This window comes from Leucobacter massiliensis (genome assembly GCF_002982315.1).
GTDB lineage: Bacteria > Actinomycetota > Actinomycetes > Actinomycetales > Microbacteriaceae > Leucobacter > Leucobacter massiliensis.
Window position 1 is genome coordinate 184143 of record NZ_MWZD01000012.1, and the last position, 25396, is coordinate 209538.

Sequence of the window (25396 nt, forward strand, 5' to 3'; positions counted from 1 at the left end):
CTCTAGTCTGGCTGGGTGAGCACAGACGGGTCCGGCGCGGCGCTGCCCTCCGCCCTGCGTCAGGGCGCGGCGCTGCTCTCCGCCGTCGCGGACCGTGAGCGCAGCGGACGTGCGGGCCTCTCCGCCTCGCGGCTCGCGGAGCAGACGGGGATCGAGCGCAGCCGCACCTCGCGGCTCACGCAGGAGCTCGTCGAACTCGGCTTCCTGCAGCGGGATGAGGACGCCACCTTCCGGGCGGGTCCCGCGTATTTCGAGCTGGCCGCCTCGCGCCAGGAGGAGTGGCTGCGCGCGGCGCGCGGGGCGCTGCGTTCGCTGGTGGCGCGCTTCCGCGTGAGCGCGCGGGTGCTCGCTGCGGACGGACCGAGGGCGGTGCTGCTGCGGCTGGAAACGGCCTCCGGAGCGCCCGAGACGGCGGCGACCCCGGGCATGGTGACGCCGATCTGGTGCACCGGGGGCGGGCGGGCCCTGCTCTGGCTCGACTCGCGCGCGCGGCTGGAGGAGCGGCTGCGCGGCGTGGAGTTCGTCGGTGTCGGCGGTCCGCGGGCCGCGCACTCGGCGGCGGGGGTGTGGGAGCTGATGGAGCGGGATCGTGCGCGCGGCTTCGTCTCGGCGGATCAGGAGTTCGAGTACGGCGTGCGCGAGATCGCGGCGCCGGTGCTGGTCGCAGGACGGCTGCGCGGAGCGGTGAGCGTCGCCTGCCGCTCCGACGACGCGGATCTGGTCCCCGTGCTCGGCGAGGAGGTGCGCGCGGTGGCGAAGCGGCTGGGGTCGGCCTCCGGCTGATCGCGCGTCGCGCGGAGGCGCGTCACCCTGCGGCCGCGCCGCTGCGGAGCCGGCGGCTGAGCTCGGCCGCGGCCGTGCGGCAGAGATCGCCGAGTTCGGGGATCCGCGGCGCGAGCGCGCGCTTCACTCCGACGATCTGCATGGCGGCGACGACCTCGCCGCGGAAGTCGAGCACCGGTGCGGCCACCGACAGGAGCCCGGGCTCCGCCTCCTCGTCGACGATCGAGTAGCCGCGGGCGCGTGCGGCGCGCAGCCGGCCCAGGAACTCCTCGACGCTGCGCGCCGCGTTCGGGCCGCCGAAGCCGAAGTCGCTCGAGCCGAGCACATCGCGCACCTCGGCGTCGCTCGCGTCCCACAGCACGGCCTGCCCCGCGTCGCTGCAGAACGCGGGGTAGCTGCGCCCCACCCAGGAGCCGAAGAGCCCCTTCTGCGGCGGGATGGCTTCGACGATCGTGACGGTGCTGTCGCCCGAGAGCGTGCCGAGGAAGGCCGCTTCGCCGCTGCGCTCGCTGAGCGCTTCGAGTGCGGTGAGGCCGTCGGTGCGCAGCCGGCGCTCGGTGAGGGCGAGCGCCGTGGCGTAGAGCGCGGGGGAGACGCGGTAGGCGGATCCGAGGCGCTCGGCGTATCCGAGGCGCGCGAGCGCGGCGAGCGTGCGGGAGAGCTGCGAGCGCTCGCGTTCGAGCCGCTCGGCGAGGCGGGTCGCGGTGGTGCCGCCGGGCTCGTCGCTTGCGGCGGCGCCGAGGCCGCGCAGCGCCTCCATTGCGCGGCCCATGCTCGACGTCCTGGTCATGCCTCAACCCTAGGGCCCCCGGGCTGCCCCTGCTCCGCAGATCGTGGGGGATCCGGGAGGGGCGGCGGGCGGAGGCCGGGGCGCGCCGGACCCCGGCAGGGGACCACGGGGCCGGCGAAGGACATGAGGACGACATTTCGGAGATTAGTGCAATATAGGCAGCAGAATATGTCTATACTGCACGAAGCTCGCTGATCGCGAGACCGGCCCACGTCCCGAAGGAGTGCCCATGCCCGCATCACGTCCGGATCGCCGCCACGCGGAGACCCTCTCCTCCCAGAGCCTCGCGGTGCACGGCGGAAACCGGCTCGACAGCACGCAGGCGCTGCGCACCCCGCTCGTCATGGCGAACTCGTATCAGCTGCCCGAGGACCCGAGCGAGATCAGCTGGTCGGCGACCGCGCCGGGCCTCTACACGCGCAACAGCGGCGTCAACCAGGTCGCCCTCGAAGAGAAGCTCGTGGCGCTCGAGCACGGCGAGGAAGCGGTCGCGCTCGCCAGCGGAGTCGCGGCGCTCCACGCCGTCTTCTTCACCCACGTGCGCGTCGGCGACCACGTGCTCGTGAGCGATGTCACCTACGAGGCGACCTGGCGGCTCTGGACCGAGCTCCTCCCCGGCCGCTACGGCATCGAGGCCACCTTCGTGGACGTCTCCGACCTCGACGCGGTGCGCGCGGCGATGCGCCCGAACACGCGCCTCGTCTGCATCGAGGCGATCGCCAACCCCACCACGAAGGTCGCCGATGTGCGCGCGATCGCCGGGATCGCCCACGAGAACGACGCGATCCTGATGGTCGACTCGACCTTCACGCCGCCGCCCTTCTTCCGGCCCCTCGACCACGGGGCCGACCTGGTGGTGCACTCCCTCACCAAGTACATCAACGGCCACGGCGACGCCATGGGCGGCGCGGTGATCGGATCCCGCGAGCTGATCCAGCCCATCAAGGCCGACGCCATGGTCGATGTCGGCGGCATCATCTCGCCCTTCAACGCCTGGCAGATCCAGCGCGGTTCCGTCACCCTGCCGCTGCGCCTCGGCCAGCACTTCGCCTCCGCGCAGGCCATCGCGGAGTTCCTCGCGTCCGACCCGCGCATCGAGTACATCACCTACCCCGGGCTGCCCGAGCATCCCGAGCACGAGCTGGCCCGGCGCCAGTTCGGCGGAGCCGGCTTCGGCGGCATGATCGCCTTCGCCGTGCGCGGCACGCCCGACACGCAGAACCGCTTCGTCGCCGAGCTGCGGCTCATCACCTCCGGCTTCTCCCTCGGGCACGACGACTCGCTGATCGTCCACGTCGGCACCGAGGGCGGGCGCGTCGCCACCTACCCGGAGCCCTTCCGCAGATTCGGGCACCTGCGGCTCTCGGTCGGGCTCGAGGACACGGCCGACCTGATCGCCGACCTCGCGGCGGCGCTCGATCGCACCTTCGGCGGTCCCGAGGCCGGCGGGACCCGCGACGAGGGGGCCCTCGGTGACGCAGCGTGACGACATCGACGATCACATCCTCGCGGAGCTGACCGCCAACGCGCGCATCTCGCTGGTGGCGCTCAGCGAGCGGGTGCGCCTCTCGCGCAACGCGGTGCGGCAGCGCATCGAGCGCATGGAGCGCGACGGCGTGATCCAGGGCTACACGATGGTGCGCGGCCGCAAGACGGTCCGGGACCGGGTGTCGGCCGTGCTCTTCGTCTACCGCGCCGACCGCATGCGCGGCGCCGAGGTGCTTGCGCAGCTCGCGAAGGTGCCCGAGGTGGTGCGCTGCGACATCCTGACCGGGGAGTTCGACCTGCTGGTGCGGATCGACGCGCAGACCGTCGACCGGGTGCAGGAGATCTGGGAGACCGTGAGCCGGATCCCCGGCGTCGTCAACACCGTCACCTCCTTCTCGCTCTCCACCGTCATCGACCGCGGCTCCTCCTGAGGGTCCTCGCTAGACTGGCTCGGTAACTGCCGACGCCGAAGGAAGGGGCTGAAATGCCCGCAGTGCTCATCACCGGTGCCCAGTGGGGCGACGAGGGGAAGGGGCGAGCGACCGATCTGCTCGGCAGCCGTGTCGACTACGTCGTCAAGTTCAACGGCGGCAACAACGCGGGCCACACCGTGGTCATCGGCGAGGAGAAGTACGCCCTGCACCTGCTGCCCTCCGGCATCCTCACCCCCGGAGTCGTGCCGGTGATCGGCAACGGCGTCGTCGTCGACCTCGGCGTGCTGCGGCAGGAGCTCGACGCGCTGAGCAGCCGCGGCGTCGACGTCTCGCGCCTGCAGGTGAGCGCCAACGCGCACGTCATCACCGCCTACCACCGCACGCTCGACAAGGTGACCGAGCGCTTCCTGGGCAAGCGCCAGATCGGTACGACGGGTCGCGGGATCGGCCCCGCCTACGCCGACAAGATCAACCGGGTCGGGATCCGCATCCAGGACCTCTTCGACGAGAGCATCCTCCGCCAGAAGGTGGAGGCCGCGCTCGAGTTCAAGAACCAGGTGCTGGTGAAGATCTACAACCGGCGGGCGATCGAGCCCGACGAGGTGATCGACGAGCTGCTCGGCTTCCGCGAGATGCTGGAGCCGATGGTGTGCGACACCGGGCTGCTGCTGCACGAGGCGATGAGCGCGGGCAAGAACGTGCTCTTCGAGGCGGGCCAGGCGACGATGCTCGACATCGACCACGGCACCTACCCGTTCGTCACCTCCTCGAACGCGACCGCCGGCGGCGCGAGCACCGGATCCGGCCTTCCGCCCGCGCGGCTCGACCGCGTCATCTCGGTGATCAAGGCGTACACGACGCGCGTGGGCGCCGGCCCCTTCCCCACGGAGCTCTTCGACGAGAACGGCGAGCACCTGGCGCGGGTCGGCCACGAGTACGGCACGACGACCGGGCGCGCGCGCCGCTGCGGCTGGTACGACGCGCCGATCGCGCGATACGCGGCCCGCATCAACGGCGTCACCGACTTCGTGCTCACCAAGCTCGACGTCCTCTCCGGGCTCGACACGATCCCCGTCTGCGTCGCCTACGACGTGAACGGCGAGCGGCACGACGAGATGCCCGTGAACCAGAGCGACTTCCACCACGCGAAGCCGATCTACCGGGAGTTCCCCGGCTGGAGCGAGGACATCTCGGGGGCGCGCCGCTTCGAGGAGCTGCCGCAGAACGCGCAGGATTACATCCTCGCGCTGGAGGAGATGAGCGGCTCGCGCATCTCGGCGATCGGCGTCGGCCCCGAGCGGGAGCAGGTCGTGGTGCGTCACGACCTGCTCGACTGAGGAGCGGCCGTGAGCGATCCCACCCCGCAGGAGCGGCTCGAGCAGCTGCGCGCCAGCATCGACAACATCGACGCCGCGCTCATCCACATGCTCGCGGAGCGATTCCGCTGCACGCAGGAGGTCGGCGTGCTGAAGGCGCGGCACGAGATGCCCGCCTCGGATCCGGCGCGGGAGGCGCGGCAGATCGCCCGGCTGCGCGCGCTCGCCGAGGAGGCGCACCTGGATCCCGAGTTCGCCGAGAAGTGGTTCAACTTCGTCGTCGCCGAGGTGATCCGCCACCACACCCGCCTCGCCGACGCCGCCGAGTAGCCCCTGCCCCCCCCGGGCCCCCGGGGGGGGCCCCCCCCGGGCCCCCCGGGGGCCCCCCCCCCCCCCCCCCCCCGCCTCGCCGACGCCGCCGAGTAGCCCCTGCCCCGCCCCTTCCCCCGCGCTTCGAATCCGCCCCGGCTTGTCCGGCTTCGCGGGGCGCCTCGGAGGAACCAGGCCGTATCCGTGGGCTTGTGCGGGACGCGGGAGTTGCGGATCGATCGAAGATATGTTCGAATGAACGGGTGAGGTGGAGCGGGCAGAGGGTGGGGGCGGATCCTGAAGGGGATGCGGCCCTGCCGGGGCTGGAACGGGCACGGGTGGCCGCCCTGCCCGGGCACCTGCGCACGGTCCGCGCTCCCGAGTTCGCCGGTCTCGTCTTCCACGAGGTGCTCGCGAAGAGCGCGCTGAACCGGGTGCCCGGCGAGTCGTCCATGCCCTTCTCGTGGACGATCAACCCCTACCGCGGCTGCTCGCACGCCTGCGTCTACTGCTTCGCGCGCGGCTCGCACCGCTACCTCGACCTCGACACGGGAGCCGACTTCGACGCCCAGCTCGTCGTCAAGGTGAACGTCGCCGAGGTGCTCGGCCGGGAGCTGGCCCGCCCCTCCTGGGGCCGCGAGCGGGTGGCGCTCGGCACCAACACGGATCCCTACCAGCGGGCGGAAGGCCGGTACCGGCTCATGCCCGGCGTCATCGCGGCGCTCGCGCGCGGCGGCACCCCGTTCTCGATCCTGACGAAGGGCACGCTGCTGCGGCGGGACCTTCCGGCGCTCGCCGAGGCGGCCGAACGGGTGCCCGTGAGCCTCGCGCTGTCGATCGCGGTGGGCGATCCCGATCTGCAGCGTTCGATCGAGCCGGGCACGCCGAGCACGCGGGCCCGGCTCGCCACCGTCGCCGCCGCACGCGAAGCGGGCTTCGCTCCCGACGTGTTCATCATGCCGGTGCTGCCCCACCTCACCGACTCACCGGCACAGCTGGCCGCCCTGCTGCGCGACATCCGCGACGCGGGCGCCCGCTCGGTGATCTACGGCCCCCTCCACCTGCGCAGTCACGTGAAGCCGTGGTTCTTCGCGTGGCTGGAGCGCGAGCACCCCGAGCTGCTCCCCGCCTATCGTTCGCTCTACCCCGGGAGCGCGAGCCGCGCGCCGCAGGCGTATCGCATGGAGCTCGCGGCGCGCATCCGCCCCCTGATCCGGCGGTACGGCCTGGAGCAGACGGCTCGGGATCGCGGCCCGCGCTCCGCGCCCGCCGCCCCGCGCGAGCCCGAGCGGCTCGCCGCGGCGCCCGGCCTCCCCGCGCCCACCCTGTTCTAGGGCCGTGCAGGAGGCGCAGGGTGTGCCAGGCACACCCTAGGCGGGGGCCGCCGCGCGGGCCGCGGCGATCGCCGTGAGCACCCGCTCGCGCAGCGCGTTCCCCCTGGCGGCGAATCCGCGCTGCAGGCGCACGTACTCCCGCTTGCCCTCCGGGATCTCGATGGGAATCGGGGTCAGCGGCGCACCCGAGGCTCCGAGGATCCCGCTGACGTCGTAGGGCGAGGCCCGCATGTCGACCTCGCGGATGTCGCGCGCGAGGACGAAGGCGTCGAGCAGGATCTCGCCGGGCACGATCGGGCCCAGCTTCGCCGCCCACTTGTAGACGTCCATGCCGGCGTGCAGGCAGGCGGACTGCTCGAGGGCGGGCTGCGTCTCGCGGGTGGGGCGGAGCGCGTTGAGCGGCGCCGCCTCCTCGGTGAAGAAGCGGTAGGCGTCGAAGTGCGAGCAGCCGATCGGGTGCGACTCGACGACGCGGTCGGTCTCGGCGTGGCCGATGCGCAGGGGGAGCGCCGAGTGCCGCAGCTGCTCGGGGGACATGCGGTAGACCATGGCCCACTCGTGCAGCCCGAAGCAGCCGTAGCGCGGCGTGTGCTGCAGGGTCGCCGCGAGCAGGCGCTCCACGTAGTCGACCGTTCCGCCGCTGGCATCCGGGCGCACCGAGTAGTACGTCCAGAGGAAGTCCTCGACCGGGTGCGCCTCGCCTCGCCGCTTCCGCTCCCGGTGCCCGGCGGTCAGGGCGTCGGCCCGCTCCCGGTGCGCGCGCTCCCGGGCGCGCCACTCGGGGGCGGCGAGAACGGCAGAGAACACGCTGCGAGTGTAGCGCTCCCAGCCACTCCCTCCCGATCCTCTCCCTCTCCCGATCCTCTCCCTCTCCCTCTCTCCCCCTTCTCCCGCCGCGCCGATGCCGAGAGGGGAAGAGCGCAGGATCCTCAGTCCATCCGAGCTGCTTTTCTCCCCACTCGGCGCCCGTGTCCGACGCAGAGACGCAGGGCGCGGACGGGGCGAGGGGTGGGGTGAGGGGCGCGGGGCCCGGGTGGAAGATCCGGGTGAAGATCGCCGGAAAGGTGCGCGGATTCGCGCCGGCGGGTGCTGAGGTGGACGGTGGGGGGTCCTTGCGTCAGCGCGACGCGGGGGCCCTTCGCGTGCGTCCGGGCCGTCATCCGGCGCGCATCACGGGCCGGTCGCATCGCGCCGGCCGGAGTTCAGGGAAGACGTAGGGGAACGCCAGCCATGACCAATCACGCACCGACGCCGAGGCGCGTCCGGCTTCGTTCGCTCATCGCCGCGACCGTGGCGGGGGCGCTGATCGCGGGGTCGTTCATCGCCGTGGGCGTGGGGGCGCAGAGCGCGCTCGCCGAGCAGCTGCGGCCGCTCGTCTCGGCCGAGCCCGCCGGCACCCTGGTGCTCGGCGAGGATGCAACGGTGGACGTGACGGTCTCGAACCCCCAGGGCGCTGACTCGATCTACAACCTCTCCGTGACGGTGCTCGTCCCCGACACGGTGGTGCTCGCCGGCGCCGAGCGCCTGGGCGAGCCCACGAGCAGCTACGAGGCGGGCACCCCCCTCGCCGGCCGGATTCCCGCCGGCGAGAACTGCGCCGCGCTCGGCCTGGACGGCGGCTCCGCCGCCACCGCCTGCTCCGTGCCTGCCGGAATGCGGCTGCTCGTCTTCGAGAACGTCTCCGATCTGCCGGCGGGCGCGCGCTTCGACTCCGTGCTGCGCCTGCGGCCCCGTGTCGACTCAGCACCCGAGGGGCAGCCGGCCGACGGCTTCCGCGTCGGCGACACGGTTCCGGTGCGCATCGGCGCCTACACGAGCTCCGATGAGCGCTACGTTCCGGTGTTCCCGGGCGCCACCGGCAAGGGCGGGGCCGTCGCGGAGGCGGCGACCTCGCCGCGGGGCGCCGCCGACATCGCGCCGCCCGTGCGAGCGCTGCGCGTGAGCAAGTCCGAGCCGAGCGACGAGGGCAAGCTGCTGCGCGGCGTCCACGAGCAGAGCACCGTGTACACGATCACGGTCCACCACACCGGCGAGGGCGATCTCGGCTCGGCGACCGTGGTCGACTACCTTCCCGCCGGTCTCGAGTTCCTCGGCTGCGGCGCCGTCGACCACACGACGAACGCGAACGGAAACCGGGGAGGCGGCGCGGCCTCCACCGAGTACGACGGCGCCGGCCGCCTCGATGCGACGCCGGCCGTCGACGGCTGCCTGCCCGCGCAGACGGTGGAGGCGATCGAGATGACCCGGGAGATCGCCGACGCGTTCCCGGATCGGGGCCTTGAGGCCGGCAAGGTCTACACCCGGGTGACCTGGGATCTGGGTACCTGGGAGGCGGCGAGCGGAGGCGGATCTCCGCAGGTCTTCCCGGGCACGGCGGGCGAGACCGCCACGACGCGCATCAGCTACCGCGCCGGGATCCCGCTCTTCGAGAACACCCTCGACTTCGGCGACGGAGCACAGCCCGGCACCGACGGAGCGCAGACCGCGAATCTGGACAACAACCGCGGCGCGTCGACGCGGCACGGCGCCGATGCGGCGAGCGGCGACGCAGCGGACCCGAGCGCACGGGCCGCCCGCGCGCTCACCAACGTCGCCGTCGCCACGGGCGTGTGGAAGGGCGAGGAGTCCTCCGACGCCGGTGCGGAGACCGTGCAGGCGGTCGACGTGCGGATGGTGAAGCGCGTGCGCATCGGCGACTTCCCCGATGTGAGCGGCGGCTGGGGCTCGACGGCGTCGTTCGAGAAGGGCGACATCGCCGACTACCGCCTGCGGCTCCAGACCAGCGAGTACGTGGGCGCCGAGCTCGACGGGGATGCCGCGAGCGGTGACGTGGTGACCGATGATCTCGCGAACGGCATGTGCCCGGTGTTCCCGAGTGCCGCTGTCGCCGGCGACGGCGACCCCGAGTTCGCGCTGATCGGTGCCGACGGCACCAGCACGGTCGTGGATCGCGACGCCTACAACGCGAAGCTGCGCGAGCTCGGCCTCGGAGTGTGCACCTGGGGCGACCGTTTCACCGCCGACGCGCGCTTCGCGGGTGCCCAGCTGCTCGCGCTCTCCTTCGACACCACCAGCGGCCACTTCGTGCAGCGGTTCTCGCTGGCGCCGTCCGGGGCGCTGGCGGATCCGAACGCCACGCACGACGTGATCTACTCGGCCCGGCAGAACGCCAGCTACCTCGACACCGACGGCCAGGACGGAGCGACGAGCTCGGGCGACACGGTGCGCAACGACGCGACGGTGCGGGCGACGACGACCGCCCGCACCGGCGTGAACGGGCTCCTCGCCGCGGGCGGCGCGAGCGCGGGCGACCGCTTCCGGGTTTCCGACACCTCGGCGGCGCGCGTCGAAGCGCGCCTGAGCGCCATGGAGAAGACCGTGCTCCGGCACGACGCCGGCGTGGCGGACGCCGCGCAGCTCCTTGCGCTGGACCACCCCGAGCAGGGTGCGCCGGCGGATATCTGGACGAAGGACGAGGCGACGCCGTTCGCCGTGGGGGACGAGGTCTGGTTCAAGATCCACTGGCGGCCCGCCGTCGGCGCGGATGTGCGCAACCCCGCGCTCAGCGATTTCCTCCCCGAGGGCGTCGAGTTCGACCGTGATCTGCTCGATGCGGGCAACCAGTGGCAGGACTCGCCGAACTTCCGGGCCGTGCTCAGCTCCGACGGGAACGCTCCCGTCGACGCCCGGCTGCCCATTGAGATGGGGAGCTGCGACATCACCTCGCCGCAGCAGGCGTATGCGGAGCTGGTGGGTCCCATCGAGCTCGGGGACGGGGACCGCAAGCTGAGCTGGAAGCTCGGCTCGGACGCCTGCTTCCCGAACGACGCCCCCAGCGCCTCTCCCGACCGCTTCTGGCCCACCGGGGTGACGCTCGACCTGTACGTGCGGGTCACCGTAACCGACGCCGAGGCATTCGGCGTGAGCGATCTGAGCCAGAACCTCGCCAAGTACCAGCAGAACAACGTTGACGGCGAGATCTTCTTCCAGCGCGACCAGGCCGGTATCGCGCTCGACACGGGCGCCCGCCTCGTGAAGGGCATCGCCGACAACGACTACGCGGGGAGCCCCGCCGCCACGCGGAACGCCGGCGTCAACACGAACGCGGACGGTGACACGGCGGTGCAGCGGAACCGGGTTGCCTTCCGTCTCGACGTGACCGCGCCCGCGACGACCACGGACGGCTACGAGATCTGGGATGCGCTGCCCGAGGGCGTGCACGCGGCCGACCTCGCGGGATACGGGGAGGACGCCGGCGACCCGGCCGCGGTCTCCGCGACGGCCAGGCTCTGGGGCGAGGGCAGCGGTGACGCGCCGGTCGGCCTCTCCGCGCGCGCCTACGACTGGGCTGAGCTGCCGGCGAGCGTGAAGGACGACGTCGACCCCGCCTACGCGGGCCGCTCGATCGTCGTGTTCGCGGTGAACGGGGCCGTGCCCGGCACCACCCGCGCCACGGCCGACGCGCCGGCGAAGGAGCGCGGCGTGACCCTCGGCTACACGCTCGTCGTCCCCGACGGGAGCGCCGGCCCGGCCGCCCTGTTGCAGCAGCGCTACGAGAACACCGCATCGATCGTCCAGTTCGACTACCGGAACGTGTCCGGCGGCACCACGACCGTCGTGCCCAGCCGCGAGCCGGGCCAGGGCCGCGTCGAGACCGGCGCCGCGTGGGGCGGCGGGTCTCCGGCGGACACGACGATCCCCGTGTCCGCCCGCCAGGCGGACCCCGCCTCCGGCGAGCTCGCCATCCCCGCAGACCTCGCGAGCGATCCCTCCGGCTTCCAGCTGCCGAACGCCTCCGTCGAGAAGACACTCGTCGCCACCGAACTCGGCACGGACACCGACCCGCTCAACCTGCCCGGCGTCATCGTGCAGGGCGAGTATGCGACCTTCGACTACTCGGTGACGGTCCCCGCGCACGCCACCGTGCGCGACGGCCTGCTCTTCGACGCGGGCCGCTTCGTGGGCCAGGGCACCGGCGGGAGCGCCATGACCCCCGGCTCGGCGAAGTACCAGGTGCGCTCGGCCACCCTCGTCGACGGCGACGGGGCCCCGATCGACGTGCCTGCGGGGTTCACCCTCGACGAGCAGGGGAAGCTGAGCTTCCCCGGGTACTACAGCTCGGGCGAGCAGCCGCGCACCTTCACCGTCAGGCTCGTCGTCTGGACGCCCGACATCGACGCCTCGCATCCGGCGCAGAGCCCGCTGCCGAACGCCGACCGACCCCAGATCGCGAATGGCGAGACGCTGCGCAACACGGCGCACTTCGACTCGAAGAACACGGCGGGCGGCCAGAACGACCGCGTCTCGGACAGCGCCGAGGTGCAGTACCGCGAGCCCGATCTGCGGGTCACGAAGTCCGCGAGCCCCGCGAGTAACGTGCGCGCGGGCGAGTCGATCACCTTCACCCTCTCGGTCACGAACACGGGACGTGTCGCGAGCTACGACAACGTCGTGGTCGACACGGTGCCCGCGGGCCTCAAGGTCGACCCGGCGCAGGCCGCGCTCGCCGGAGCGAGCTTCGACGACGCGCAGGCGCTGCGCGACGGGCTCGGCGGCACGATCACGTGGCGCGCCGAGCAGTTCCCGCAGCTGGCCCGCGTGCCGAACACCGCGGGACTGAGCTACACGGCCGTGATCGACCCGACGACGGGCGCGGGCCGCAGCTACACGAACACGGTGCGGGTCACCGGCGCCACGCTGCCCGGCACCCTGCCCGGCGCAGACGCCCGGCGCGGCGACCGCACGCACACGGCGAGCGCGACCGTGACCGCCATCACCGCTGCGATCGCGAAGGGCGTGCGGATCGCCGGCTCCTCCGCGGCGTTCGGCCGCTCCGCCTCAGCGCCGATCGGGCAGACGATGGAGTACCAGGTCGATGTGACCCTGCGCGCGAACGTCCACTACTACGCGCCGCGCATCACCGACCAGCTGCCCGCAGGCGCCGTGCTGGACGAGGCGTCGATCCTCGGCCCGGAGGTCGTGGGCGACGGTGAGCCGCTGGGCGGATCCTGGACCCACTCCCGCTCGGGTTCGACGCACAGCTGGAACTACGACGGAGACATCGGATCCGCGCAGTCCGAGCGTGTCCTGCGCCTCAGCTACCGCGTCGATCTGACGAATGCCGTGCCGTTCTCGACGAACGCGCTGCCCAACACCGCTCGTTTCAGCTGGGATCGGGTGAAGGGCGACGACAGCACGCGGACGACGCTCCAGCAGGCGGCGACCGTGAACGTGCAGAACCCGCAGCTCAGGATCGTGAAGCAGCTCGACGGGCAGGACGCGGTGAAGCGGGCCCCCGACGCCGCACTGCCCTACACGCTGACGGTGACCAACACGGGCAGTACGCCTGCGCACCACGTGACCGTCACGGACGCGGTGCCGGCGGGCGTCGTGGTGGATCCCGCGAGCATCTCCCACGGGGGCACGATCTCCGGCGCCGGGGCGAACGGGGGCGGCACGATCAGCTGGACCCTGGAGGGCCCGCTCGATCCTCAGAGCGGCACCGGAGGCAACAAGCAGATCGTCCTCGCCTACGCGGCGGAGTTCGCCGCGCCCGGCGCGCTGCAGGCTTCCGCGGACGGGCTCGGCTCGGCGCTCGTCAACACCGCGAGCGTCACCGGCTTCGAGTCGTTCCCCCGCGACCCGGAGGAGCCGGGGACGGCCGTGGGCCGGAGCTACACGCCGGGCCAGGGCGGACAGCCCGCGGTGCGCGACACCGCCGAGGCCCGCGCCCTCTTCCCCAGCGTCAGCCTCGACAAGCGCGCCTCCGACGTCACCCTCGCCCACGTCGGTGAGAGCTTCGGTTGGACGCTCACCCTCGTGAACGGCGGCCAGGGCGCCGCGCAGACGGTGGACGTGAACGATGTGCTGCCGAAGCACTGGAGCTACGACCCCGGTTCGGCCCCGATCAGCGTGGGAGGCGCCCCCGCGGTGCCGCTCGCGGAGCCGGTGACGGGCGCCGGTGAGGGCGGCGAGGCCGGGCGGACCATCCTGAGCTGGCACCTCGGCGCCGATGCCCCGGCTTCGCCCATCATCCCCGGCTCCGCGTCCGGCGCGACGGCGACGCAGCGGACGGTCGTCATCACCTTCACCGCGACCCCGCAGGCCGAGGCGACGAGCGACGCCGGTGCCGGGCTGACCGTCCCGCACACCAACGCCCTGCGCGCGGTCGTCACCGACACGGCGGGCGCCACCGGGAACGCCTCGGCCGCCGCGTACGCGGGCGCACCGGACACCGCCGACGCCTTCCTCGGCTCGGCCGACCTCGCCGTCACGAAGACGGGCGCCGCCGATCCGATCCTCGCGGGCACGAGCGACGCGCCCGCCTGGAGCATCGTGGTCGAGAACCGCGGCCCCGACACGGCCGAGGGTCCGATCACGGTGCGCGACACCACCGGCGAGCTGCCCGCGGGCGTGACGGTGAGCGGCGTGAGCGGCGCCGGCTGGAACTGCGAGGCTCCGGCGCGGGACGCCGGATCCGGTGCCACCGGCTTCAGCTGCACGCGCAGCGACGCCACTGAGTCCCTCGCGGCGGGGGCCGAGTTCCCGCCGATCGAGGTCCGCGTGAGCGTCGACGCCGCGCAGGCGCCGGTGAGCGCAGCAGACGCGCTGAGCAACACGGCGGAGGTGCGGGCCGGTCGCACGCACGATCCCGACCCCGGCAACAACACGGACTCGGCCGGCATCACGGTCGCCGCCAGCGCCGATCTGGCGCTCGAGAAGACCGTGACGACCGCCGCGCCGAACGCGGGGGCGCGCATCACCTGGCAGCTCAGCCCCCGCAACCTCGGCCCCTCGGTGTCGGTGAGCACCTCCGAGCGCCCGATCACGATCACCGACACGGTGCCGCGGGGCGTGAGCGGCGTCACCTTCGCGGACGCCTCGGGCAGCTGGTCGGCGACCCCGCCGGCCGCGGGCTCGTGGAGCGCGGGCGACACGATCACCTGGACGTACACCGGCTCCGCGATGCCGCTCGGCGCGGCCCCCGCCATCACCCTCACCGGCACGATCGATGCCGGCTGGACCGAGGGCGCCATCAGCAACACGGCGCTCCTCAGCCCGGGCGCCACGCCGGACCCGGACTTCGCCGGCGACCCGGCCGCACCCGGATACGAGCGGCAGAACAACCGCTCGGTCGTCTCGGTCACCCCCGGCGACGCCACCGACATCGCCGTCTCTAAGACCCGCGTCGTCTGGGACCAGGCGGCGGGGGCGTGGCTGCCGACGACCGCGGCCGTCGAGTGGGGAGCCCCCGTCAGCTATCTCGTGACCGTCGTCAACGCGGGTCCCGCGATGGCGCGCGAGGTGACCGTCGTGGAGGAGGCCCCCGACGGGCTCAGCTATCGCGAGCACCGCAGCGTCGCCGGCGAGTGGGGTCACACGGGCGGCGGGAAGAACGCGGCCGGCACGACGAAGGAGGGCTGGGACACCTTCACCCTCGACGGCGCGCAGGCGGCGGGCGAGGAGCATGCGCGCTCCTTCGTGGTGAGCTACAACACGGATCCGGGGATGCCGGCGGGCACCGTCATCGACAACTGGGTGGAGGAGTCCGCGGCGAACGCGCTCGGCAAGCCGCGCGCGCTCAGCACGACCGGCTCTTCCCGGGTCGCGGATCTCGGCGTCGTGAAGTCGCACGAGGGGCTCGCCGTCGCGGGCTCCACCCTCGACTTCACGATCGTGGCGACGAACAACGGCCCGAGCGTGTCGGACGGCCCGATCGAGATCGCCGACGAGCTGCCGGCAGGCTTCGGCTACGTGCCCGGCTCCGCGCGCGTGCGCGTCGCCGGGGCCGAGCCGCTCGCCATCGAGCCGGCCGTCGACGGCCGGCGCCTCAGCTGGACGCCCGTGGCGGAGGGCGGGACGCTCGCGAGCGGGGCGACGATCGAGATCTCGCTGACCGCCTCGATCGACGCGCAGCTCGGCGCCCAGCGGGGAGTCGTGAATCGTGCGACGGTCGACGCACCCGGCGACCCCAACCCGGGCAACGACTTCTGGGACGACCCGGTGGACGTCGAGACGCGCGCGGCCATGACCATCGTGAAGGAGGTCGCGCCGGGCCCGTGGATCGCGGGAACGGACGTCGCCTACACCCTCACCGTCACCAACGAGGGCCCCTCCGCGGTGGCCGCCTCGGTGACGGACGCCCTTCCGGCGGGACTGACGCTGCGCTCCGTCTCCGGCGAGGGATGGGAGTGCGCTCCGGTCACCGAAGGTGCGACCGTCGCGAACTGCGACTACGCGGCGAACGACGGACTGCACGCGGTCGGCGCCGGCGCGTCCACGACGATCACGGTCGTCGCGCGGATCGCGTCGAACGCGCCGGAGACGGCGGAGGGCGAGTCGCCGCTGACGAACGTTGCCGAACTCGGCTGGGTCGACGGCGAGGGGCCGAAGCGCGTCGACGACACGGCCGAGATCCGGGTCACGAGCGACGCGGACCTCGCGCTCGCCAAAACCGTCGTGGACCCGTCCGACGACGTCAGCGAGGTGACGGGGGCCGTCGCCGGCGAGCGGGCGCGCTACCGCCTGGAGGTGCGCAACCTCGGTCCCAGCGACGCGCTCGCTCCGATCACCGTGACCGATACGCTGCCCGCCGGACTCAGCTTCGCGGGGCTCGCGGGCGGTGCCTCGGGCGCCTGGAGCGCGCGTGCGGAGGCCGAGGATCCCGCCGCTCCGGCGGATCCCGGCGCCCGGCAGCGGATCGTGTTCACCCTGCTGCCCGACGGCACCGGCCTCGCGGCCGGACAGGACGCGCCCCCGATCCTGTTCGACGTGCAACTCGATCCTGCGCTGCAGCCCACCTCCGGCGCCGAAGCCTCCGCGCTCGTGAACTCGGCGACCGTGAGCTCCGGCACCCGGGACAGCCGGGAGGAGAACAACACCGACACGGCGGAGCTGCAGGTGACTCGCGAGGCCGACCTCGCAGTCGTCAAGAACCACGCGCCCGAGCGGGTCCGGATCGGCGACGAGCTGCCCTTCGGCATCGTCGTGTCGAACAACGGCCCGTCGGCGGCGAGCGGGGTGACCGTCACCGACCGGGTGCCGGCGGGGCTCGAGGTGCTCAGCGCGGTGGGCGACAGCGCCGAGGGATGGACGATCGTGTCGCTCGCACCGGAGGCGGACGGCGGGACCACGGTGGTCGCGCAGCGCGCGGACGCGGAGGAGCAGCTCGCTCCCGGCGCGGCGACGCCGCCCCTCACGGTGCTGACGCGCGTGCTCGAGTCCGCCTACCCCGCCGTGACGAACGTTGCGACGGTGGACGGCGCGGAGCCGGACCGGGATCCCGCGAACAATCGCGCCGAGGATCCCGTGGCGGTGCCGCCCCTCGTCACCCTGCTCACCGAGAAGACCGCCGTGGGGCCGTTCGCGGTCGGCGAGGTCGGCGAGTATCGCATCGTCGTGGAGAACGCGGGACCGACCGCCGATCCCGGGCCGATCACGGTGACCGACGCGCTCCCCGCCGGCCTCAGCTTCCACGACTCGCCCGACGCCGGCGTCACGGTCGACGGCGAAGTGGTGAGCTGGCTCCTGCCCGAGGGCCTCGCCGTGGGGGAGCGGGCCGAGCTGACGCTGCGGGTGTCCGTGGGCGCCGCAGCGTACCCCTCGGTGACGAACGTCGTGCAGGTGTCGAGCGGCGCGGAACTGACGCCGGAGTCGCGAACGAGCGACGACGCGGTGGTGCGGGTTGCGGCGGCCGAGCCGGTGCCGCCGCTCGCCGTCACAGGCGCCGATCTCGCGGCACTGGCCGTGCTCGGGGCCCTGCTGCTGTGCCTCGCGGCGGCGCTGCTCCTGGCAGCCCGGCGCCGTCGCCCGGACGCGGCATAGCGCTCACGGGATCCCGGGCACCGAGTCCGGGATCCCGTGGGAGAGCCCGCCGGCTCAGCTCTCGACGTCGCGACCGCGCAGGCGATCCAGCTCGCGGCGCTCCCGCTTCGTCGGCCTTCCGGCGCCGCGATCCCGCAGCACCGGTGCCGGCCGCTCGACGCGAGGAGGCGCGGGCGGGGTGAGATCCTCGAAGTGCTTCGCCGCCTCGGCGGCGCTTCCCCGGCGCAGCGGCAGGCCGGTGACCCGGTACACGCGGTCGAAGCCGTGCAGGCGCACCCGCACCTCATCGCCCAGCCGCACCGGCTGCGCCGCCTTCGCCGTCGCGCCGTTCACCCGCACGTGCCCCGCCCGGCAGGCGGCCGTGGCCTGGCTGCGGGTCTTGGCGAGGCGCACGCCCCACACCCAGGTGTCCACCCGCACGCTCTCGCCCATGCCTCGATGCTAGTGTCCCTGGCACCGGCGGCCTCTGCGAGGCGGGCGTGTACCTTTCTCGCGAGCGTGTATCCCAAGTACCGTGCGCAAGGTACACGCCAGCGAAAGAGGTACACGCTTGCGGGCTGCGGCCTCCGGAACTCCCGCCTGAGAGGATGGCTGGGTGACCGCCGACTACGAGACCATCGCCGGCCCCGCCGAGGCGGAGCTCGAGATCTCGCGATCCCGCTTCATCGCCCGCCTGGAGCGGGCCGACGACGAGACTGCGGCGCGCGAGGCGATCGCGCGGGCCCGCGCCGCGCATCCGCGGGCGCGCCACCACTGTTCGGCGTTCGTGCTCGGCTGGGACGGCCGGGTGCGGCGCTCCAACGACGACGGCGAGCCGAGCGGCACGGCAGGCGCCCCCATGCTCGATGCGCTCGTCTCCGCGGGACTGAGCGACGTGGTCGCGGTGGTCACCCGGTACTTCGGGGGCGTGCTGCTCGGCGCCGGCGGGCTCCCCCGCGCCTACCGGGCCGCGGTGGCCGAAGCGGTCGCCGGTGCGCGGCGGGCCCGCCGCGGCCTCCGCCGCGAGGTGCTCGTCGACAGCGGCTACGAGGCCGCGGCGCACATCGAGGCGGAGGCGCGCCGCCGCGGCTACGCGGTGGGCGCGGCGGAGTACGGCTCGCGCGTCGCGCAGTGCTTCATGGTCGCCGAGAGCGACATCGCCGCGCTCGCCGCGCTCGCCGCGGAACTGAGCGGCGGGGACGCGCGCGTGCAGCCTGGCGAGGCCCGCACCGTCGACCTCTGAGAGCCGGGTCCGAGCCGACGGGGAGCACCCGGCTCGCGGAGGGTGAGGGAGGTCGGCGCACAGGTGAAGATCCGGGTGAAGGTCGCCCGGATCCCGCCCGAATTCCGCGCGAATCGGTGATGATGGAAATGATCGCAGCCCAATCCCCCCGGGCGGCGATCGAAGCCGAGGCGACAATCCCCCCGTCGCCGAGGATCAAAGACCCGCCCCCGGCCCTGTCCCCCAGGCCACCGGGGGCTTGTCTTTGCCCGGGCGCCGGGACGCCGGAGCCTCAGGGCGCCGTGCCCCGGCCGCACCCGGGGCCGGTGTCAGCCCCGCACGATACGCTTGCCCCGTGGACTTCTGGGCGGAGATCGTGGGCCAGGGCGAGGCGACGCGCATCCTGCACCGGGCGGCGGCGGCCGACGGCGCCCCGGCGCACGCCTGGCTCATCACCGGCCCTCCCGGCTCGGGCCGCTCCAACCTCGCCTTCCGCTTCGCGGCGGCGCTGATCGCCCGTGACGAGAGCGAACGCGAGGCGGTGTGGGCGCAGGTGCGGGCCCGCACCCACCCGGACCTCGGCGTCCTCACCACGCAGAAACTGCTCATCGACATCCGTGCCGCGCGCGACATCGTCACCACCGCCCACTACGCGCCCGCCGAGGGCCGCTACCGGGTCATCGTGATCGAGGACGCCGACCGGATGCCCGAGCGCACCTCCAACGTCCTCCTGAAAGCCCTGGAGGAGCCGCCGGAGCGCACCATCTGGATCCTCTGCGCCCCGAGCGAGGCGGATCTGCTGCCCACGATCCGCTCCCGCTCCCGCTCCCTGCGGCTCGTCACGCCGAGCGCCGCCGAGATCGCCGGACTGCTGCACGAGCGCGACGGCATCGACGCGGAGGCCGCCGAGCGGGCGGCGCGACTCGCACAGAGCCACATCGGCATGGCGCGGCGGCTCGCCAGCGACCCGGAGGCGATGCAGCGGCGGGACCGCACCATCGGGATCGCGCTGAGCGTCGGCACGCTCGGAGAGGCGATGGCGGCCGCGGCCTCGCTCGCGGGGGTCGCGAAGGCCGACGCCGACGCGCTCACCGAGCAGCTCGACGCGCGGGAGCGGGAGGACGCGATGCGGAGCCTGGGCCTGGCGCCGGGCGCCGCGATCCCGCCGCAGATGCGCGCCCAGATGCGTGCGCTCGAAGAGGACCAGAAGCGCCGAGCCACCCGCAGCCTGCGCGACGGCATCGACCGGATCCTCACCGACCTCCTCTCCCTCTACCGCGATGTGCTGCTGACCGCGCTCCTCTCGGAGGCGGGCGATGGCGGCGGGGCGGCGCCGGTCGAGCTCGTCAACCGTGAGCAGGCCGCGCGCGTCAGCGAACTGGCGGAGGGGTGGGGAGCGCGACGGGCGCTCGCCGCCGTGACGGCCGTCGAGACGGCGCGCGAGCGGCTGGGGCGCGGCATCACGCCGGCGCTCGTGCTCGAAGCGCTGTTCGCGCGCCTGCTCGCAGGCGGAGACCGGGCATGAAGGGAGAGCGCGTGAGCGCGGGATCGGGAATGGACGGGGGAGCGAGCATGAGCGGGATCGCGGGCGCGGACGTCGCGGCAGCGGGGACCGGGGCGGGCGCGACCACGTCCGGCAGGCGACGCCCACGGACTCGCCGTGCCGTCCTCCTGCCCGCAGCCCTGCTCGCCGCGGCCGCCCTCGCGCTCTCGGGCTGCGGCCTCCTCCCGCAGCTGCTGCCCGACTCCGCCACGGACGGCACCGGCCCGCTGCCCGATGAACCGCAGGGCACCGTCGAGGGCTTCGGCGCGCAGCGCCCGCACTGGGTCGCCTGCGGTGAGGGCATGGAGTGCGCTGACGTGTACGCGCCGCTCGACTGGGAAGACCCGGCGGGTGAGCGGATCACGCTGCGCATGGTGAAGCACCCGGCCACCGGAGGCGATCCGCTCGGCACCCTGTTCGTCAACCCCGGCGGTCCCGGAGCCTCCGGGGCTCAGTACGTCGCCGACAACATCGACTACGCGATCCCCGCCGAAGTGCAGCGCGCCTATGACGTGATCGGCTGGGATCCGCGCGGCGTCGGAGAATCGTCGCCGGTGACGTGCTTCGATGCGGCGGGCATGGACGAGTACCTGTTCGGCGTCGACGAGACCGCGCAGCTCGAACCCGGCAGCGACGAGTGGATCGCCGCAGCGCTCGACGAGTCGCGGGCCTTCGGTGAGGCCTGCGAGCAGGGCACCGGTGCGCTGCTCGGGCACGTCGACACCGCGTCGACGGTGCGCGACCTCGACATGCTGCGCGCGATCGTCGGCGACGACACGCTCAACTACCTGGGCTTCTCCTACGGCACCTACATCGGAGCGCGGTACGCGGACGCCTATCCCGAGCGCGTGGGCCGCATGGTGCTCGACGGCGCGATGGACCCGACCACGGGCCTCGACGACGTCGTGCGGGAGCAGACCCGCGGCTTCGAGCTCGCGCTGCGCGCCTACGCAAGCGACTGCCTGAATCGCTCCGACTGCCCGCTGAGCGGCACCGTCGACGAGGCGATGGCGAGCATCGGCGAGCTGCTCGCCCGCGTGGAAGCCGAGCCGCTGCGCGGATCCGACGGCCGCATGCTCTCCGTCAGCACCATGCTCACGGCGATCATCACCCCGCTCTACTCGCAGGACAACTGGGGCTACCTCGACGAGCTGTGGCGCACGGTGTCGAACGGGAACGCGGACGTCGCGCTCGAACTCGCCGACTTCTACTACGACCGCTCGGACGGCAGCTACCAGAGCAACTCGACCGAGGCGTTCTCGGCGATCAACTGCCTCGACTACCCGAACGAGCCCGACGCGGACCGGATGCGCGAAGAAGCCGCCGAGCTGGAGCGCATCGCGCCCACGATCGGCCGCTACCAGGGCTACGGCGACATCTCCTGCGCGGCGTGGCCCGTGCAGGGGGTCGCGGATCGCAGCCCGGTGACGGCGAGCGGGGCGGCCCCCATCCTGGTGGTGGGAACGACCGGTGACCCGGCGACGCCGTACCGCTGGGCGGAGTCGCTCGCGCGGCAGCTCGACAGCGGCGTGCTGCTCACCTTCGAGGGGGAGGGGCACACCGCCTACACCTCGAGCGCGTGCGTGCGCGACATCGTCGACGACTACCTCCTCACCGGGTCCGTGCCGGCGGCGGATCCGCACTGCTCCTGAGCGGGACTGCGGCGCGGGGCCTCGCTCCCGAGTGACCGCCTGCGCCCCGTCTCCCGGCTCGCCGCCACCGCGCGCGCGGCGACGGCGCGAGTGTGAAGGGCGGGCTGCGCCGTGGTAGAGTGTGTGCTTGTGCGCGAGAGCGATCCCGCGCCAGGCCGCCTTAGCTCAGGGGTAGAGCAGTTCCCTCGTAAAGAACAGGTCGTCGGTTCAAATCCGACAGGCGGCTCCACAGCCCCCGCCATTCGGCGGGGGCTTTTCCGTCCGCCTGCCGGATTTCCTGAGAACCGATCACTGGGCTGCGGGGCGCAGCCCAGCGACGTGCGCGCGCAACGCGATGCGTTGCTTCAAGCGCGCGGCCGCAGTTCAAATCCGACAGGCGGCTCCACAGCCCCCGCCATTCGGCGGGGGCTTTTCCGTCCGCCTGCCGGATTTCCTGAGAACCGATCACTGGGCTACGGGGCGCAGCCCCTTCCGGAAAGCTGAGGATCGCCTATGCTGTGGGGATGAGCGCAGAGTCCGCGATCACCCCCCAGAGCCCGGCGAAGAAGCCGCGCATCGCCGTCTGGGACAACGCCCGCTTCCTGATCATGACGCTCGTGGTCATCGGTCACGCCATCTCCACGATCCGCACGGATACGAGCCTCGGCTTCGCGCTCTACGCCTACATCTACCTCTTCCACATGCCGGCCATGATCCTGCTCTCCGGCCTGTTCTCGCGCGCCGAGGCCACACCGAAGGCGATCCGCTCCTCCCTGCAGCTGATCGTGGTGTGGCTCGGCTGGGAGGGCATCTGGGCCGCGATCCACTTTTTCGTCAACGGCAGAGCCCCGGGACCGAACTGGCTCGTCTCGCCCGCCTGGACGCTCTGGTTCCTCGTCACGCTCGCGACCATGCGGATCCTGCTCCCCTATGTCGCGCAGCTCCGGCGGCCGTTGCTCACCTCGATCATCATCGCGCTCGCAGCGGGGATCCTGCCCGCCGTCGGCACGCCCTTCTCGGCCTCGCGCACGCTCTGCTTCCTCCCGTTCTTCGTGGCCGGCTGGTTGATCCGCGAGCGGGGCTGGCTCGACGACGACTGGTTCGCGCGGCCCTCCCGGCGCAGCCGCGCTCTCGCCTGGGCCGGCCTCGCGGCGCTCGCGCTCGCCTTCGCCCTCACGCCGCAGCTGCGCGAGTTCTGGCGCATCGACCGCTGGCTCACCTGGCGTGACGACTACGCCTGGCTGTTCGCGCACGCACCCCTCGGCGACTGGGCTCCGCAGCAGTGGTTCTGGGTGACGCTCAGTGGTGTCGCGGTCTCCGCGGTGCTGCTCGCCCTGGCGGCGGCGCTGACCCTCGCTCTGCTGCTGGTGACGCCTCGCGGGCGCAGCGCCGTCACGGAGTGGGGCACGCGCACGCTCTACGTCTACCTGCTGCACGGCCCCGTGATCTGGGTGCTGCGCGAGACGGGCACCGTCGCGGCCGTCGGGCGGCTCGGGACGGCGGGCGTGCTCGCGATTGCCTGTTTCGGGATCGCGCTCGCGATCCTGCTGTCGATGGCCTGGGTGCCCCGGATCTTCCGGCCCCTCATCGAGCCCCGCATCGACTGGCTGCTGCGCCGCGATCAGCCCGGCCCGCCGCAGGCCCGCGGCGAGACGGACGACGCGGTCAGCCGCCGCTAGGCCTCCTCCGGCACCAGCAGCTGGTGCCGGGCGAGCTCGCGGTAGAGCGGCGTCGAGCGCAGCAGCTCGGCGTGCGTGCCCTCGCCGACGACACGGCCGCCGTCGAGCACCACGATCTTGTCCGAGTCGACGACCGTCGAGAGGCGGTGCGCGATCACCACGAGCGTGCGCCCCGTCGCCACCGAGTCGAGCGCGTCGCGCATCAGCCGCTCGTTCACGCCGTCGAGGCTCGCGGTCGACTCGTCGAGGAGCAGGATCGGGGGTGCCGTCAGCAGCGCCCGCGCAATGGCCAGACGCTGTTTCTCGCCGCCCGAGAGCATGATCCCGTTCTCGCCCACCTGCGTGCCGAGGGCGCTCGCGGGGTCGCCGCCCGCCCGGTCGAGCAGTCCGCCCAGGTTGACGGCGCGCAGCACCCGCTCGCACGCCGCATCCGAGGCGTCGGGCGCCGCGATGCGGAGATTGTCCCGCAGGCTTCCCGCCAGGACGGGGGCGTCCTGCTCGACATATCCGAACTGCGCGCGCAGCTCGCCGCGGTCGAGGGTTCGCAGGTCCGCTCCGTAGAGCGAGACCGAGCCGCTGTCGGGGTCGTAGAAGCGCTCCACCAGGGCGAGGATCGTCGACTTGCCCGCGCCCGAGGGGCCCACCAGCGCCACGCGCGCGCCGCGCGGCACCTCGAAGCTGACCCCGTGCAGCACCGGCGTCTCCACGATCTCGGCCGGCGCGGCCTCGGCGTCGCGCCGCGCCGCGCCGCGGGCGCCGCGCACCAGCTCGCGGGCGTCGGCGCGCTCGGGGGCGGCGGAGCGGTAGGTGAAGCGCACCTCCTCGAAGCGGATCGCGGGCGTCGTGCCCGCCGCGGGAGCGCCGGGTTCGGGCAGCGGAGCGAGCGCGCCGGTGGGCGAGAGCTGCGGATCCCGGGCCGTCTCCGTCGGCAGCTCCGTGATCTCCTGGATGCGCCCGAGCGCGCCGAGCGCCTGGTTCACCGCGGAGACCGCGCCGAGCGCCTGCCCCAGCGGCATCACCATGAGGAACAGGAAGATGATGAAGGTGACCAGCTCGGCGATGGAGATGGCACCCGTCGCCACCCGGTAGCCGCCGATGCCCAGCACCGCGAGGAACGACACCTGCATGGCGATGAACGACACCGGCACGATCAGCGCGGAGATGCGGGCGACCTTGATCCCGAGCCGGTACGCCTCCTCGGCCTCGCCCTCGATGCCGGCCTGCTCGCGCTGCGCCGCGCCCGCCGCGCGGATCGTCCGCACCGAGCCGATCGCGCGGTCCACGGCGGCGGCCAGATCGCCCACCTTCTCCTGCGAGCGCGCCACCGCCGGGCGGATCCGCGCCGACAGCGCGACGACCACCACGATCGCCAGCGCGACGACCCCGAAGGTCACCGCGAACAGCAGGGGGTCGATGACGAGCATGCCGACGAGCGCGCCGACGAAGAGCAGCGCGCCGCCCACCGCCTCGACGAGCCCCTGCGTGAGCACCGCGCGCAGCAGCGTCGTGTCGCTGCCGACGCGGGAGACGAGATCGCCGGTGCGGCGGCGGTCGAACTCCGAGATGGGCAGGTGCAGGATCTTCGCGATCAGGCGCTTGCGGCTGGAGAGGACCACGCCCTCGCCCATGCACTGCAGGAGGTAGTGCTGGTAGCTGTTCAGCAGGGCGCTCGCGAGGACGAGGCCGACGAGCGCCCAGAGCAGCGCCCCGAGCGGCAGCGACTGCTGCACGCGCTCGATCACGGAGCCGACGAGCAGCGGCTGCGCGAGCGAGGCGAGCGCGCCGAGCACGCTCAGCCCGGCGATGAAGAGCAGCTTGCCGCGCTGCTCGAAGAGGTAGGGGAGCAGCTGCCCGAGGGTGGCCCGGGGGCCGCGAGGCGCGGCGGTACGGGGGCGGGATACTCGTCGGCGCCGCGCGCGGGATGGGTCGGGGCGGGTGTCGTCGGATGCGTCTGCCACGGCCCCCACTCTAGGCCTCAACGCTGAGCGGCTCCCCCGCCCCAGCGGCGCGGGTGCGGGGGAGCCGGGGCGCAGAAGACCGGCCGGAGTACCGGGGGAGAGGCGA

At 73.2% G+C, this 25396-nt stretch carries 15 protein-coding genes and 1 tRNA gene; 12 read left to right on the forward strand and 4 right to left on the reverse strand.

What is annotated here, in order from left to right; translation table 11 throughout:
* Positions 1–15: 15 nt before the first annotated feature.
* Positions 16–783 (forward strand): IclR family transcriptional regulator, encoded by a 768-nt coding sequence (locus B4915_RS01930; protein WP_105804151.1) that lies wholly within the window; start codon positions 16–18, stop codon positions 781–783.
* A 22-nt stretch (positions 784–805) separates the two neighbouring features.
* On the opposite strand, the gene B4915_RS01935 is transcribed toward B4915_RS01930, so the two are convergent.
* A complete protein-coding gene (locus tag B4915_RS01935) occupies positions 806–1573 on the reverse strand; it encodes an IclR family transcriptional regulator (protein ID WP_105804152.1) in 768 nt (255 codons plus the stop codon).
* Between the two features lie 229 nt (positions 1574–1802).
* Here B4915_RS01935 and B4915_RS01940 point away from each other — a divergent pair, with 229 nt between their 5' ends.
* From B4915_RS01940 to B4915_RS01960, 5 genes are all read left to right on the forward strand, one after another.
* Positions 1803–3059: a trans-sulfuration enzyme family protein gene (locus tag B4915_RS01940; protein ID WP_105804153.1), complete on the forward strand. Its 1257-nt coding sequence runs from the start codon at positions 1803–1805 to the stop codon at positions 3057–3059.
* Entirely contained in the window at positions 3046–3492 is a 447-nt protein-coding gene (locus B4915_RS01945; RefSeq protein ID WP_105804154.1) for an Lrp/AsnC family transcriptional regulator, read from the forward strand. Before B4915_RS01940 ends, B4915_RS01945 begins: the two co-directional genes overlap by 14 nt.
* A 53-nt stretch (positions 3493–3545) precedes the next feature.
* Complete coding sequence (locus B4915_RS01950; RefSeq protein ID WP_105804155.1) at positions 3546–4832, forward strand: adenylosuccinate synthase; 1287 nt, start codon at positions 3546–3548, stop codon at positions 4830–4832.
* A 9-nt stretch (positions 4833–4841) separates the two neighbouring features.
* The gene (locus B4915_RS01955) at positions 4842–5141 is read left to right on the forward strand and encodes a chorismate mutase (protein ID WP_105804156.1); all 300 of its coding nucleotides are present in this window, start codon (positions 4842–4844) and stop codon (positions 5139–5141) included.
* 242 nt (positions 5142–5383) lie between these two features.
* Positions 5384–6454, forward strand: a complete 1071-nt coding sequence (locus B4915_RS01960) for an Rv2578c family radical SAM protein (protein ID WP_105804157.1) — start codon at positions 5384–5386, stop codon at positions 6452–6454.
* A gap of 36 nt (positions 6455–6490) precedes the next feature.
* Here the strand turns inward: B4915_RS01960 and B4915_RS01965 are convergent, their stop codons facing one another.
* Complete coding sequence (locus tag B4915_RS01965) at positions 6491–7261, reverse strand: 3-methyladenine DNA glycosylase (protein WP_105804158.1); 771 nt, start codon at positions 7259–7261, stop codon at positions 6491–6493.
* A gap of 423 nt (positions 7262–7684) precedes the next feature.
* Here B4915_RS01965 and B4915_RS01970 point away from each other — a divergent pair, with 423 nt between their 5' ends.
* On the forward strand, positions 7685–17278 hold the full coding sequence (locus B4915_RS01970) for a DUF11 domain-containing protein (protein ID WP_105804159.1): 9594 nt from the start codon (positions 7685–7687) through the stop codon (positions 17276–17278).
* Between the two features lie 54 nt (positions 17279–17332).
* On the opposite strand, the gene B4915_RS01975 is transcribed toward B4915_RS01970, so the two are convergent.
* Positions 17333–17710: an RNA-binding S4 domain-containing protein gene (locus B4915_RS01975; protein ID WP_105804160.1), complete on the reverse strand. Its 378-nt coding sequence runs from the start codon at positions 17708–17710 to the stop codon at positions 17333–17335.
* A 163-nt stretch (positions 17711–17873) separates the two neighbouring features.
* On the opposite strand from B4915_RS01975, the gene B4915_RS01980 reads away from it, so the two are divergent.
* From B4915_RS01980 to B4915_RS02000, 5 genes are all read left to right on the forward strand, one after another.
* Positions 17874–18500: a YigZ family protein gene (locus tag B4915_RS01980; RefSeq protein WP_105804161.1), complete on the forward strand. Its 627-nt coding sequence runs from the start codon at positions 17874–17876 to the stop codon at positions 18498–18500.
* A 334-nt stretch (positions 18501–18834) separates the two neighbouring features.
* The gene (locus tag B4915_RS01985) at positions 18835–20004 is read left to right on the forward strand and encodes a DNA polymerase III subunit delta' (RefSeq protein ID WP_105804162.1); all 1170 of its coding nucleotides are present in this window, start codon (positions 18835–18837) and stop codon (positions 20002–20004) included.
* The gene (locus B4915_RS01990; protein WP_245907295.1) at positions 20001–21674 is read left to right on the forward strand and encodes an alpha/beta hydrolase; all 1674 of its coding nucleotides are present in this window, start codon (positions 20001–20003) and stop codon (positions 21672–21674) included. Before B4915_RS01985 ends, B4915_RS01990 begins: the two co-directional genes overlap by 4 nt.
* A gap of 154 nt (positions 21675–21828) precedes the next feature.
* Positions 21829–21903 (forward strand) — tRNA-Thr (locus B4915_RS01995).
* 274 nt (positions 21904–22177) lie between these two features.
* Complete coding sequence (locus B4915_RS02000) at positions 22178–23332, forward strand: acyltransferase family protein (RefSeq protein ID WP_105804163.1); 1155 nt, start codon at positions 22178–22180, stop codon at positions 23330–23332.
* On the opposite strand, the gene B4915_RS02005 is transcribed toward B4915_RS02000, so the two are convergent.
* Positions 23329–25290 carry an ABC transporter ATP-binding protein gene (locus tag B4915_RS02005; RefSeq protein WP_105804200.1) on the reverse strand — a complete coding sequence of 654 codons (1962 nt, stop codon included), beginning with the start codon at positions 25288–25290 and terminating at the stop codon, positions 23329–23331. The two genes, B4915_RS02000 and B4915_RS02005, sit on opposite strands and share 4 nt — an antisense overlap.
* Positions 25291–25396 lie beyond the last annotated feature (106 nt).

What these genes read in the sequence shown, in the direction of transcription:
- B4915_RS01935 (WP_105804152.1), bottom strand. Translation starts at nt 1,573, where the DNA reads ATGACCAGGACGTCGAGCATGGGCCGCGCAATGGAGGCGCTGCGCGGC.
- B4915_RS01940 (WP_105804153.1), top strand. Translation starts at nt 1,803, where the DNA reads ATGCCCGCATCACGTCCGGATCGCCGCCACGCGGAGACCCTCTCCTCC.
- B4915_RS01950 (WP_105804155.1), top strand. Translation starts at nt 3,546, where the DNA reads ATGCCCGCAGTGCTCATCACCGGTGCCCAGTGGGGCGACGAGGGGAAG.
- B4915_RS01970 (WP_105804159.1), top strand. Translation starts at nt 7,685, where the DNA reads ATGACCAATCACGCACCGACGCCGAGGCGCGTCCGGCTTCGTTCGCTC.
- B4915_RS01975 (WP_105804160.1), bottom strand. Translation starts at nt 17,710, where the DNA reads ATGGGCGAGAGCGTGCGGGTGGACACCTGGGTGTGGGGCGTGCGCCTC.
- B4915_RS01990 (WP_245907295.1), top strand. Translation starts at nt 20,001, where the DNA reads ATGAAGGGAGAGCGCGTGAGCGCGGGATCGGGAATGGACGGGGGAGCG.
- B4915_RS02000 (WP_105804163.1), top strand. Translation starts at nt 22,178, where the DNA reads ATGAGCGCAGAGTCCGCGATCACCCCCCAGAGCCCGGCGAAGAAGCCG.